General features: G+C 73.8%; 11 protein-coding genes. 4 read left to right on the top strand and 7 right to left on the bottom strand.

The genetic code is table 11. The features are described 5' to 3' along the window. The first annotated feature begins 4 nt into the window (after positions 1–4). The gene (locus Dvina_RS22945; protein WP_223104517.1) at positions 5–406 is read left to right on the top strand and encodes an RrF2 family transcriptional regulator; all 402 of its coding nucleotides are present in this window, start codon (positions 5–7) and stop codon (positions 404–406) included. Positions 407–551: 145 nt separating this feature from the next. Here the strand turns inward: Dvina_RS22945 and Dvina_RS22940 are convergent, their stop codons facing one another. The 5 genes from Dvina_RS22940 to Dvina_RS22920 all read right to left on the bottom strand — a co-directional run bounded on the left by Dvina_RS22940 (position 552) and on the right by Dvina_RS22920 (position 7,857). Next, positions 552–779 (bottom strand): hypothetical protein, encoded by a 228-nt coding sequence (locus tag Dvina_RS22940; protein WP_223104516.1) that lies wholly within the window; start codon positions 777–779, stop codon positions 552–554. Positions 780–1,367: 588 nt separating this feature from the next. Continuing rightward, complete coding sequence (locus Dvina_RS22935; protein WP_223104515.1) at positions 1,368–2,594, bottom strand: hypothetical protein; 1,227 nt, start codon at positions 2,592–2,594, stop codon at positions 1,368–1,370. A gap of 56 nt (positions 2,595–2,650) precedes the next feature. After that, a complete protein-coding gene (locus Dvina_RS22930) occupies positions 2,651–3,388 on the bottom strand; it encodes a class I SAM-dependent DNA methyltransferase (RefSeq protein ID WP_223104514.1) in 738 nt (245 codons plus the stop codon). A gap of 79 nt (positions 3,389–3,467) precedes the next feature. Further along, on the bottom strand, positions 3,468–7,409 hold the full coding sequence (locus Dvina_RS22925; protein ID WP_246656382.1) for a bifunctional nitrate reductase/sulfite reductase flavoprotein subunit alpha: 3,942 nt from the start codon (positions 7,407–7,409) through the stop codon (positions 3,468–3,470). 58 nt (positions 7,410–7,467) lie between these two features. Next, a complete protein-coding gene (locus Dvina_RS22920) occupies positions 7,468–7,857 on the bottom strand; it encodes a MerR family transcriptional regulator (protein WP_223105658.1) in 390 nt (129 codons plus the stop codon). 137 nt (positions 7,858–7,994) lie between these two features. Between Dvina_RS22920 and Dvina_RS22915 the strand changes: the two genes are divergently transcribed. Genes Dvina_RS22915 through Dvina_RS22905 form a run of 3 tightly spaced genes read left to right on the top strand, consistent with a single transcriptional unit; the run spans position 7,995 to position 9,864 of the window. Further along, on the top strand, positions 7,995–9,218 hold the full coding sequence (locus Dvina_RS22915) for an inorganic phosphate transporter (protein ID WP_223104513.1): 1,224 nt from the start codon (positions 7,995–7,997) through the stop codon (positions 9,216–9,218). After that, entirely contained in the window at positions 9,218–9,532 is a 315-nt protein-coding gene (locus Dvina_RS22910; protein ID WP_223104512.1) for a hypothetical protein, read from the top strand. The genes Dvina_RS22915 and Dvina_RS22910 overlap by 1 nt, the downstream gene beginning before the upstream one ends. Positions 9,533–9,540: 8 nt before the next feature. After that, positions 9,541–9,864 carry a DUF3349 domain-containing protein gene (locus Dvina_RS22905; RefSeq protein WP_223104511.1) on the top strand — a complete coding sequence of 108 codons (324 nt, stop codon included), beginning with the start codon at positions 9,541–9,543 and terminating at the stop codon, positions 9,862–9,864. 55 nt (positions 9,865–9,919) lie between these two features. Here Dvina_RS22905 and Dvina_RS22900 read toward each other — a convergent pair whose 3' ends face one another. Both Dvina_RS22900 and Dvina_RS22895 read right to left on the bottom strand, forming a co-directional pair. Then, on the bottom strand, positions 9,920–11,017 hold the full coding sequence (locus Dvina_RS22900; protein WP_223104510.1) for a hypothetical protein: 1,098 nt from the start codon (positions 11,015–11,017) through the stop codon (positions 9,920–9,922). A gap of 48 nt (positions 11,018–11,065) precedes the next feature. Continuing rightward, positions 11,066–12,361, bottom strand: a complete 1,296-nt coding sequence (locus Dvina_RS22895) for a cytochrome P450 (RefSeq protein WP_223104509.1) — start codon at positions 12,359–12,361, stop codon at positions 11,066–11,068. Positions 12,362–12,391: the final 30 nt, after the last annotated feature.

Here is a 12,391-nt window from a genome sequence, read left to right as displayed (position 1 = left end):
CGAGATGCTGCCGAAGCGCATCGAGTATTCGATCCGGGCCCTCGTCGTGCTGGCCGGGGCCGCACCGCAGACGGTGAAGGCCCAGGACGTTGCCGACGCCCAGGACATCCCGGCCGGCTACCTGTACGACCTCCTGGCCGACCTGCGCCGCGCCGACCTCGTCCAGGTCCAGCGCGGCACCGGCGGCGGCTACACCCTGGCCCTGCCCCCGGCGTCGCTGACCCTGGGCGAGATCGTCCGCCGCCTCGACGGCCCCGGCGGCAACGACCCGCCGCCCGGCATCGACCTGCCCCCGGACCGCGCCATCGAACGCCTCCACAGCCTCTGGGACCGCGCCAACCGGGTCCGCCTCGACTACCTGGACGCGGTCACCCTGGCCGACCTCATCAACCACGCCGCCCACTGAGGCGTCACGATCGGGTCGACCAGGAGCCATCGGTCGCCGGCGCTCCAGGCCGTGACCCGGCCCAGGGCACCGGGCCTGGAACGGGCCCTGCGGCGCGTCCCGGCGCAGCTCGCCGGCGTACGACACCCGGCCCGGCGCGGGTCGGTCATCGCGAGCCGCACCGCGCCCGCCCGGCCGCGGAGTCCGCCCACGACAGCCGTCGGTCGGCACCGCCGTCGCGCAGGCGGTCGGCCGCGGCCCGCTTCACGCCGATCACGACCGGCGAGGTCATGGTGCTCGTCGCCAGGGTCGCCGTCGGCCTCGACGGTCCCCCGGTCGTCGAGCGCAGCCGGACGCCCGTCGCCTGGCGCAGCTCTTCCAGGATCGGGCGCATGTCGCCGAGCTCCGAGCCGGCCGAGCACCCGCAGCGACACCGGTGGAGGGCCGCCGAGCCCGCAGCCGCCGAGCAGTGACGCGAGCACGGCGAGCGCCAGCAGTGCCCGCCCGGTCATGGCCGCCGCAGCCGACGGCCGTGAGCATCCGGTCGAGCGTCTTCTCGACCGGCGGCTCGGCCGCCGTGCGGTCACCGTCGTGCACGCGCGCATCAGGATCCGCCGGACCTTCGGATTGTCGAAGATCGCCCCCTTCGACCCGGGCCGGCCTTCGAGCGTCACGGTCGCCGGCAGCGGGAACGGCACCTTCGCCGCGACGAGCAGCACTCCGGCCGCCACCAGACCGGCGACGGGAATCGCCGGCAGCACCGCGAACCGTCGCGTCCAGAACTCGTCCGGCCGGGCGTACCGCCGGCATCGGCTCGCCGGATCCGGGTGGGCCAGCCGCCACGCGCTCCTCCAAGCACTCCACCAGACCGTGCGATCGCCCAGCGGACGTCAGCGGTCGGCCGCGGGCGCGGGCCATCCCTGTCACCCGCCGGGATTCGCCGCAACGGCCCACGCGTTGCGACCCGGGCGCGGCGGGTGGCTCAGGCGGCGCGGGTGCGGACCTCGACCGTGCAGAAGGCGGCGGCGGTCGGCCAGCCCGCGCCGAGGGTGGTCAGGGCGGCGGCCGCGGGCTCGGCCCGGTTGCGCACGACGGCGGTGAAGAAGGCGAGCATCCGGTCCTCGCCGTAGTGGCGGGCCAGGCAGGTGACGGCCAGCAGGGCGATGCCGTAGCGGCCGCGCCGGTCGGAGGCCGGCAGGTCCTTCGGCGGCGCGGCCAGGGTGATGGTGCCGTCCCAGCCGCCGGTGCGGATGAGCCGGCGTACGTCGGGCAGCCGGGCCTGCGTCCAGTCACCGCCGCGGTCGGCGACGTACTCGGCCAGGCCCTCGGACAGCCACCAGTTTCGGTCGTCGCCGTCGTCGTCGCCGAGGCTCAGCACGTGGGTGAACTCGTGGGTCAGCAGGTTGCGCCGGCCGTGCTCCCGGTCGACGCCGGCCTTCATCACGACCCCGAAGGAGCCGTTGGCGTAGGCGTCGACGTTGTCGGTGTGGCCGCTCCACCAGGTGTCCCACTCCTGCGGTGGCGCGACGAACAGGACGTAGCGCTCCGGCGCCGGGCCCCAGCGCGCGTAGCCGTCGGCGATGTCGGCGGCGCGGTCGGCGTCCTGCAGGATCTGCGGCAGCCGGTCGGCGATCCCGGCCGGGCCGGCGACGATGACCCGGCGGCCGGAGACGACCCGCAGCGGCGTCAGGTCCCACGGCAGCACCGAGCGCTCGAAGCTGAGCATGATCGTCGGGCCGCGCCCGAGCAGCCAGGTGCTGGACAGCAGCATCGTGGCCGGGCGGCAGTCGGCGGCGCCGAGGCAGTAGCGGATCTCCACGTTCGCCGACCACCTGTCGTGGCCCTCGTCCCGGCCGCGGCCGACCACCCGCGCGGTCCAGGCGGCGACGCCGAGCGCCCGCAGCGACTGGAACCGCAGTGCGAACTCCTCGCGCTGCTCGGGCGGGACCGGGCGCAGGTACGCCTCCCGGTCACCGGCGAGCAGCGCCCGGCCCTGCGCCTCGAGCTCCCGGTCCACCCGGTCCGCCGCCGCGGCCGGGCTCAGGGACGCCACCGGGCTCGGGGCCGCGTCCGGTGCGGCGGACCGGTCCGTGTTGGCGGCGATGACGTACAGCAGCGCGGCCAGCGCGAGCAGCCCGCCGACCGCGGCCGGGACCCAGCGCCGGGCCCGGGGCGGCGACAGTGGCTCGTCTCGCTCGGCGTCGATCACCGACGCAACCTAGCGGACGCGTCCCCGGCGCGGGCCACAGCCCGGCTACGGCCTGGCTACGGCTTGAGCGGGCGGCGGTACACCGAGACGTGGGAGCGGGAGCCGGCGGTGAACTCCGCGCCGGCCCAGTCGGCGTGGCGGGACTCCAGCGTGAAGCCGGCCAGCTGCCCCATCAGGTCCAGTTCGGACGGCCAGATGTAGCGGTGCGGGCTGCGCGACAGCCGGGCGCCGCGGGTGCCGTCGTAGTCGAAGGTGAAGTGGTGGGACACCACCCGCTGGTTGAGCACGTCGTAGGTGTCGAGGCCGAGGTAGCCGGGCTCGGTGCCGAAGACCACGGCGGCCTGGCCCGGCGGGAGTTTCTGCAGCTCGGGGACCCACAGCTCGATCACGAAGCGCCCGCCCGGGACGAGGTGGCGGGCCGCGTTGCGGAAGCACTCGACCTGCTCCGCCTGGGTCAGCAGATTGCTGATCGTGTTGAAGACCAGATAGACGAGGGTGTACTCGCCCGGCGCCGTCGTCGTCGCCATGTCCCCGACCACCACCGGAATCGCCGCCTCGTCGGCCTTCGCGCGGAGGCGCTGCAGCATCGGGCCGGACAGCTCGATCCCCGTCACCGGCACGCCGGCCGCGTGCAGCGGCACGCCGATGCGCCCGGTGCCGATCGCGAACTCCAGGGCCGGCCCGCCCGCGGCGAGGGCGGCGAGCCGGGCGACGGCGGGGTCGACGACGTCGGGCGCGAACATACCCTCCCCCGGGGTGTCGTAGCGGGCGGCGGTCTCCTCATCCCAGAGCATCGTCCGACACTCGCCGACATCGCCGGCGATGTCCAGGCAATTACTCCGGAAGGATCGCGGCCGGCCGGGGCCCGGGCCGTCAGTACACGTCGCGGAGGTAACGCTTCTCGGCCGTGAGCTGCTTGACGTAGGCGGCCCCGTCGAGGTTGCCGTGCGCCGCCGCGATCTCGCGCAGCGCCGCGTCGACGTCCTTGGCCATGCGGGTGGCGTCGCCGCAGACGTACACGTGGGCGCCGTCCTGCAGCCACGCCCACAGCTGCGCCCCGTGCTCGCGCATGCGGTCCTGGACGTAGACCTTCGTCCGCTGGTCGCGGGAGAACGCGACGTCGAGCCGGGTCAGGACGCCGGCCTCCTGCAGCGCCGCCAGGTCGCGCTCGTAGTAGAAGTCGGTGGCCCGGCGCTGCTCGCCGAAGAACAGCCAGTTGCGGCCGCGGGCGCCGCGGGCCTGCCGCTCCTGCAGGAACGCCAGGAACGGGGCCACGCCGGTGCCGGGGCCGATCATGATGATCGGCACGGTGTCGTCGGCGGGCGGGCGGAAGTGCGGCGAGCGCTGCAGGAACACCCGGACCTCGGCGTGCGGGTCGGCGTCGGCCAGGAACGTGGAGCACACGCCCCGGCGGGCGCGGCCGGCGCCGTTGGCGAAGCGGACCACGGAGACGGTGGTGGCGACCCGGGTCGGGGCGAGCAGCGGCGAGGACGAGATCGAGTACTGCCGGGGCTGCAGCCGCTTCAGCACCCCCACCCACTCCTGCGGTGTCGCCTTGACGGCGTGCTCGGTGACGACGTCGACCGCCTGCCGGCCCCAGGTGTACTTCGCCAGCTCCCCCTGGTTGTCCGGGCGCAGCAGGGTCCGCAGGGCCGCGTCGCCGCCCCGGTCGGCGACGAAGCGCAGCAGGTCCGGCGTGATCCGGGTGATGTCGAGGCGGTGGCGCAGCGCCTCGCGCAGCTCGACCGGCCCGCCGACGTCCACGGTGGACAGTGGGTCGAGGCCGGTGCCGGCGAGCCACTCGTCGACGAGGTCGGCGCCGTTGACGGGCCACACGCCTATCGCGTCGCCGGCCGCGTAGCCGAAGTCGGGGCCGACGTCGAAGACGAACTCGCGGACCTCCTTGGCCGAGCCGGGGAGGCTGAGCAGGCGGTTGCCGTGCAGGGTCGCGGTGACGACGTCGCCCCGCCCGGCCGGGCGCGCGGCAGGTCGCGCCGCGCCGCCGGAGCGCAGCGCGGTCAGGACCGCGTCGAGCCAGCCGTCGGCGGCGGTCTCGAAGTCGCCGGGCTCGAGGTCGACCCGCGCGGTGAGCCGCTGGCCGCCGAGCTCGGTGAGGCGGGCGTCGAGGCGGCGCCCGTGGCCGCAGAAGTCGGCGTAGCTGGAGTCGCCGAGCGCGAGCACGGCGTAGCGGCGCCCGTCCAGCCGCGGCGCGTCGGCCTGCAGCGAGTCCCAGAACGCCGCCCCGTTGTCGGGGGCGTCCCCGTCGCCGAAGGTGCTCGTGATGACGAGGAGGTCGTTGCCGCCGTGCAGCAGCTCCCCGGCCGCGGCCGTCATGCCGCGCAGATTGGCCTGCCAGCCCGCCCCGGTGAGGCGCCGGCTGACGTGGGCGGCGAGCTCTTCGGCATTGCCGGTCTGCGACGCCCAGAGAATCTCGATGGTACGTCCGGCACTCGGCCGGCCCGGCGCAGCACCCGGCGGCCGGTGGTAGGTGCCGGCCAGGTATCCGTTCACCCAGGCGCCCTTGACCTCGTCGAACGGCGCGCCCGGGGGCAGCGTCGGCACGGACCCGGGCGCGGGCGGGTTGGCGGTGAGCGCGGCGATCAGGCCGGACAGATACATGCGCTGCACATCGGACAGCCGCGGCGGGGCCAGGTCGAGCGCGGCCCCGTCCGCCGCCGGCGGGTCTGCCGCGGGCTCCACCCGGGTCAGGGCGACCGCGCAGACCTTGAGCTCCGGCTGGAACGAGATCGGGTCGACGGCGTCGGAGGTGAGGTCGTTGACGGCGAGGTCCGCGCCGAACACGTCGTTCCAGTGGAACGGGGCGAAGCAGTGGCCCGGCATGACCCGGTCGGTGACCGCCGCGGGCAGCACCGCTCGGCCGCGGCGGGAGACCAGCTCGACCCGGTCGCCGTCGCCGAGCCCGAGCCGCTCGGCGTCGGCCGGGTTGACCTCGACGAACGGGCCGGGGTTGAGCTTGTTGAGCTTCGCCACCCGGCCGGTCTTGGTCAGCGTGTGCCACTGGTGCTGCACGCGGCCGGTGTTGAGCACGAACGGGTAGTCGTCGTCGGGCAGCTCGGCCGGGTCCAGGTGCGGGCGCGGGAAGAACACCGCGCGGCCGCTGGCGGTGGCGAACCGGAGCCCGGTGCCGTCGCCGGTGCGGTACCGGATCGGGTTGCGCCGGGGGCCGTCCGGTGCGGCCGGCCACTGCACCGAGCCCTCCCGGAGCCGGGCATAGCTGACCCCGCGCAGGTCGTAGCCGGTCTGCGGGTTGTGGAAGCCGCGGATTTCGGCGAACACGTCCTCCGCGCAGCTGTAGCGGAACGCGTCGCCGTAGCCCATCGCGACAGCGACCCGGGCGATCAGCTCCCAGTCGGCGAGGGCCTCGCCGGGCGGGTCGGCGACCGCGCTGACGAGCGTCAGGTTCCGCTCCGAGTTGATCATGACGCCGTCGACCTCGGACCACATCGCGGCGGGCAGGACGACGTCGGCGTACGCGTTCGTCTCCGTCTGCGCGTAGGCGTCCTGGGTGATGACGAGCTCGGCCCGTTCGAGGCCGGCGATGACGGTCCGGCGGTTGCCGACCGAGGCGACGGGGTTGGTGCAGATGATCCAGCAGGCCTTCACCTCACCCGCGGCCATGCGCTGGAACAGCTCGACGGTCCCCTTGCCGACGGCCTTGCTGACGGTACCCCCGGGAAGTCCCCAGGCGGTTTCGACGAACTCGCGGTCGGCGTCGACCAGCACTGAGCGCTGCCCCGGCAGGCCCGGGCCCATGTAGCCCATCTCGCGGCCGCCCATCGCGTTGGGCTGCCCGGTGAGCGAGAACGGGCCGCTGCCGGGCCGGCCGATCGCGCCGGTGGCGAGGTGCAGGTTGACCAGCGCGTTGGTGTTCCAGGTGCCGTGGGTGCTCTGGTTGAGCCCCATCGTCCAGCAGCTCATCCAGTCGCCCGCCCCGGCGATGAGCGCGGCGGCCCGCTCGATGTCCGCGGGGGGCAGCCCGGTGATCGCCGCGACCCGCTCCGGGGTGTAGTCGGCCAGGAACGCCGGCATCGCCGCCCACCCCTCGGTGTGCGCGGCGATGAACTGCTCGTCGATGTGCCCGCCGGTGACGAGCAGGTGCAGGATGCCGTTGAGCAGGGCCAGGTCGGTGCCGGGGCGGACCGGCAGGAACAGGTCGGCCTTCTCGGCGGTGGCGGTGCGGCGCGGGTCGGCCACGATGAGCTTCGCGCCGGCCCTGATCCGGTCGAGCATCCGCAGATGCAGGATGGGGTGGCAGTCGGCCATGTTGGAGCCGATGACGAAGAACAGGTCGGCGCTGTCGAAGTCGTCGTAGGAGCCGGGCGGCCCGTCGGCGCCGAGGGACAGCTTGTAGCCGCTGCCGGCGCTGGCCATGCACAGCCGGGAGTTGGACTCGATCTGGTTGGTCCGGACGAACCCCTTGGCCAGCTTGTTCGCCAGGTACTGCGCCTCCAGGGTCAGCTGACCGGAGACGTAGAAGGCCACCGCGTCCGGGCCGTGCTCGTCGATGATCGCCCGCAGCCGGCTCGCCGTGTAGGCGATCGCCTCGTCGACGCCTGCCGCGCGGCGGTCCTGGTCGCGGCGGGTGCGCAGCTGCGCGGCGGCTAGGCGGCCGGGGCCGGTGAGCATCTCGGCGCTGGTGGCGCCCTTCGTGCACAGGCGGCCGGCGTTGGCCGGGTGCTCCTTGTCGCCGACAACCTTGAGCACGCGGCGGCGGCCGTCGGGGTCCGTCGCCACGTCGAGGAGCATGCCGCAGCCGACCCCGCAGTAGGAACAGACCGTGCGGGTCTGGTTCACGGCGCTGACGCTACAAACGCTGCGTTACACGCGTGTCACACCGGGATCGCGCCGGGAATTACGCCCAGCCCACATCGACCGTGGCCGCGATGTGAACGTTCGCCCGGTACCACTCGATCTTCTCCCGGATCCGCAACTGCTCGTCACGCAGCGCCGCGATCTTGGCCTCGATGTCCCGGTCGTGCTCCTCGAGCAGCTCGGCCCGCTCGGCGAAGGTGGCCTCGCCCCCGCGCGCGAGCTCGGCGTAGCGCAGCATCATGGCGATCGGCATGCCGGTGTCGCGCAGGCAGCGCAGGATGCCCAGCCAGGCCAGGTCGTCGTCGTTGAACACCCGCTGGCCGCCGGCGTTGCGCTCGACGCTGTCCAGCAGGCCGATCCGCTCGTAGTAGCGCAGCGTGTCGAGCGAGAATCCGCTGCGCTCGGCCGTCTCCCCCGGGGTGTACGTCATCTCCCAGTTGTACCGCACGGGATCGTATATGAACCATCTCCCAGGCTTTGGTAAACGGCAGGTTGACAGCAGCCGAACCCTTGCCGCAGGGCCCTTCAGCACTGTCGTGACCAGCCGATCAGCGCGACGATCATGTCGTGACAGAAACAACCGTGGTGCTCGTTCTGGTGATCGTCACCGCCCTCGGGTTCGACTTCACCAACGGTTTCCACGACACCGCCAACGCGATGGCCACGTCCATCGCGACGAAAGCGCTGCGGCCAAAAACCGCTGTGCTGCTCTCGGGCATTCTGAACCTCGTCGGCGCCTTCCTCAGCGTCGAGGTCGCGCTCACCGTCACCAATGCGGTGGTCAAGATCCAGAACTCCGACGGCACACCCAAGGCCAACCTGCTCGAAGGCGGCGGTTCGGCCCTCCTCCTCATCGTCCTGGCCGGCCTGGTCGGCGGCATCGTCTGGAACCTGCTGACCTGGCTGCTCGGCCTGCCGTCAAGCTCGTCGCACGCGCTCTTCGGCGGCCTGGTCGGCGCCACGATCGCGGGCCTGGGCTGGGCCGGGGTCAACTGGAACGGCAACGGCACCAAGCTCGACGGCCTCGTCGGGAAGGTCCTGCTGCCGGCCGTCCTGTCGCCGGTCATCGCGGGTGTCATCGCCGCCGTCGGCACGTGGCTGATCTACAAGATCGTCGTGGGTGTCGCCGCCCGGTTCACCGACAACGGGTTCCGCTGGGGGCAGATCGGCTCCGCGTCGCTGGTGTCGCTGGCCCACGGTACGAACGACGCGCAGAAGACCATGGGCGTCATCACGCTGGCGCTCATCGCGGCGGGCGACTGGACCGACACCAAGAACATCCCGTTCTGGGTCAAGGCCGCGTGCGCCCTGGCCATCGCGCTGGGGACGTACCTCGGCGGCTGGCGCATCATCCGCACGCTCGGCAAGGGCCTCGTCGAGATCGCGCCGCCGCAGGGCATGGCCGCCGAGGCGTCCTCGGCCGCGGTCATCCTGGTCTCCAGCCACCTCGGCTTCGCGCTGTCGACCACGCACGTGGCGACCGGCTCGATCCTCGGCACCGGCGTCGGCAAGCCCGGCGCCCAGGTCCGCTGGTCAGTGGCCGGCCGCATGGTCCTGGCCTGGCTCATCACGCTGCCGGCGGCCGCGGTCGTCGGCGCCGTCATGTGGTGGATCGGCCACCTCGTCGGCGGCCTGGCCGGCGCCGTCGTGGTCTTCCTGATCCTGGTCGCGGCGGCCGGGTACATGTACTGGCGCTCCCGCCAGAAGCCGGTGGACCACAACAACGTCAACGACGAGTGGGAGAACCCCAGCCGGCGCGACGAGCCGGCCAAGACCGAGGTGGCTGCCTGATGTCGCAGAATCTGCAGTTCGCACTCCAGGCCGCCTGGAAGGTCCTGCTCGTCGGCCTGCTCCTGGGCGCCGGGCTGCCCGCCCTGTTCGCGCTGGGCGTGCGCTCCCTCGCCTGGGGGGCCGGCGGCGCGGCCGAGGTCACCGAGGACGGCACGGTCGCCAAGGCCCAGCCGGCCGGTACGGTCATTGGCTGGGTGTGCTTCGCCGTGGTGCTGCTCGGCGTCGTCCTGGGTATCACGTTCATCGTGGCCAGCGGCTTCGGCAAGGCGCTGAGCTTCGAGCACGTCTACCCGACGATCGTCAACAAGAAGTAGGGGGATCCGTGAGCGAGACCCGCTCGAACTTCGTGGTCCGCGCGGTGGCGTGGCTGCGGGCCGGCTACCCGGCCGGGGTGCCCCGCCAGGACTACGTGGCCCTGCTCGGCATCCTGCGCCGCAAGCTGACCGAGGACGAGGTTCGCAAGATCGCCCGCGAGCTCGCGGAGCAGTCGACGCCCGGCGACCCGATCAGCACCGAGGACATCGAGGCGATCATCCAGGACTCGGTGCTGCAGAGCGCCACGCCCGAGGACGTCGTGCGGGTCTCGGCCCACCTCGCCGCCGGGGGCTGGCCCCTGGTGGACCCGCCGCCACGCGACGAGGAGTAGCTCACCCACCCGCGCCACCGAACGCCCGCACCGCCCGGTGCGGGCGTTCGCGCGTCTACCCCGTCGGCGCGACCTTCGACAGCAGCTGCATGAGCGCCGTCGGCAGCACCTCGTGCGGGGTCGCGACCGCGTTGAACGCGTCCGGCGGCGCGCTCTGCTGCCCGCCGGCCGGGTCGACGAGCGCGGTGATCTGCTCGGTGCCGGGCGCCGGCTGCATCGGCAGGAGGCCGTTGGGCCACGGGGTCAGCAGCGTGGACTGCGGCAGCCGGCGGCACGCATCGGTCCCCCACGTGCAGGCCAGCCGGGCGTCGGCCGCGGTCCCGAGCTCCCGGGCGACGTAGAACTTCCCGTCCGCGGTGAAGCCGGCGATCGAGCGCTTCGGCACCGTCCGCTTCGGCTTGAACGTGGCGTCGGTGACGACAAGCCGCGGCTGCTTCGTCGCCGGGTCGGTGTCGGAGTAGGCGAGCTCGCCGGTGACCGGGTTGACCTGGACGTACGAGTGGGCGATGGACTGGATGCCGCCGCCCGTGTCGCCGCCGGTCAGCTTCGCGTCGGCCACCTTGCGGGCGTCCCGGCCGTCGGCGCCGACCGTGTAGAGCGCGTCGCTGCCGGCCACGATGAGCCGGTTGTCGGGCGTCCACCCGGCGAACTTCGCGGCCGGGCCGGCCTCGGCGGGCAGCGCCACCACGTGCGCGCGCGCCGCCCCGGCGACGAGCTCGGCGACCTTGATCCCCGCGCCCTCGACCGGCCAGGCGAGCCACCGCTCGTCGAGCGAGAACGCCAGGTTGGTGTCGGCCGGGACCGGCGCGATGTCGTCGGCCAGGGTGCTGACCTCGCCGTCCAGGCCCACGACGACGGCCCGGCCGTTCTTGCGGGCCAGCGCGTGACGGTAGGACGGGGATGCCGTGATATCGAGGTTGCGCGACCACGACGCCGGCCGGCCCATGGCGATGGTCTCGTCGGCCTGCACCGGCTCGCCGCCGGCGTCGACGCCGACCATCGACAGCCCGGCCGTCATGGGAATGCGCTGGGCGGCCGGCGGCGACACCTTCGGTGCGGTCGCCGGCGCCGGAGCGGGCGGTGCCGCGGACCCGCCGCAGCCGCTGACGACGAGCACCGCCAGAGCCACCGGGAAGACGCCACATCGTTGCACCGCGGCAACCTATCCGCGGGCCGCGCGGCCCGTCATCATCCGTTGGGCTCAGGCGGCCCGCGGCGTGGCCGAGATTGTGAACCGGCGGCCGGGGTTCGGGCCGGGCGTGGCGGTGATCCGCAGCGGGCGGCCGGGGGTGGCCGGGGCCAGCCGCAGCCGCCGGACCAGCAGCGCGACGGTGGCCACGGCCAGGACCTGGGTCATGCCGGCGCCGAGGCAGGTGTGGCCGCCGACCGAGAACGGCGCGTAGAGCGATGCCCGGCGCGCGGCCGCGAAGTCGCGGTCGATGTCGAAGCGCTGCGGGTCGGGGAAGTGCTCGGGCAGCTGGTGGGGCACGCAGGTGGCGACGAGCACGCGCTGGCCGGCCTCGATGCGATGGCCCTCGAAGTCGAAGGGCTCGAGCGCGGTCCGGGCCGACCCGGGCGCCGGCGGATACACCCGCAGCGTCTCCATCACCAGGCCGTGCAGCGCGGGCAGGGCCCGGAGCCGGTCGAACGTGAGCGGCCCGGCGGCGTCCACCTCGGCCGTCACGCGGGCGAGCACCTCCGGGTTTCGCAGCAGCACGTCGAGCATGAAGCTGTAGAGGTACGCGACAGTGTTGACGCCCGCGAAGTACCCCTGCAGCGCCATGCCCGCCTGCACGTCGGGCGGGTAGGGGGCCGCGAGCGCCCGGTCGAGCAGGTCCGGCGGCCCCTCCCCCGGACCGGCCGCCGCCCGCTCGGCCAGCGCGGCCCGCGCGAACCGGTGGATCTCGGCCCGGGCCCGGCGGTACGCCGGCCACCGCAGCGTCGCCGCCGGCCACTTCCCGGCGATGGTGACGTCGAGGACCAGTTCGAACGCCGAGCGCAGCGTCTCGAACCGGGCGGCCGAACTGGCCCCGGTGTACGCGATCGACAGCTGGGCCGCGGCGAGCCGCTGGCAGCCGTCGACGACAGCCACCGCGGGCCGCCGCGCCCAGCCGTCGAGCATGCGCTCCGTCTCGGCCGTGACCTGCTCCCAGCGCGCGGCCAGCAGGTCGCGCGAGAGCCCCGCGCCCAGGATCCGCCGCAGTTCCCGGTGCGGCCGCCCGCGCAGCACGTGGACCCGCATCCCGAACTCGCGGTCGAGCCCGCCGAAGCTCTCCTCACTGGTGAACAGGGCCTCGCCGCGCTCGAGCAGGAGCCGGTTGGCGGCCGCCCCGGCCATGATGACGAACGACTGGTTCAGGGCCCGCACCCGGAACACCGGCCCCACGTCCCGATACGCGTCGACGAAGAACTGCTGGACGTCGCCCATCATCCGCAGCGCGTTGCCCAGCACCGGCACGCCGGGCACGGCGGGCGGCGGCGGCAGGGCGGCTGTCACGCCGGCCATCGCGGCGGCGGCTGGTCCGGC

It is taken from the genome of Dactylosporangium vinaceum (genome assembly GCF_019904175.1).
GTDB classification, from domain to species: Bacteria; Actinomycetota; Actinomycetes; order Mycobacteriales; family Micromonosporaceae; genus Dactylosporangium; species Dactylosporangium vinaceum.
Note: the sequence above shows the minus strand (reverse complement) of the source record. Positions and strands in the feature narration are given on the sequence as shown.

Coding starts and splice junctions, on each gene's coding strand:
- Dvina_RS22945 (WP_223104517.1), top strand. CDS start 5: ATGCTGCCGAAGCGCATCGAGTATTCGATCCGGGCCCTCGTCGTGCTG.
- Dvina_RS22940 (WP_223104516.1), bottom strand. CDS start 779: ATGCGCCCGATCCTGGAAGAGCTGCGCCAGGCGACGGGCGTCCGGCTG.
- Dvina_RS22930 (WP_223104514.1), bottom strand. CDS start 3,388: ATGCTCTGGGATGAGGAGACCGCCGCCCGCTACGACACCCCGGGGGAG.
- Dvina_RS22920 (WP_223105658.1), bottom strand. CDS start 7,857: ATGACGTACACCCCGGGGGAGACGGCCGAGCGCAGCGGATTCTCGCTC.
- Dvina_RS22910 (WP_223104512.1), top strand. CDS start 9,218: ATGTCGCAGAATCTGCAGTTCGCACTCCAGGCCGCCTGGAAGGTCCTG.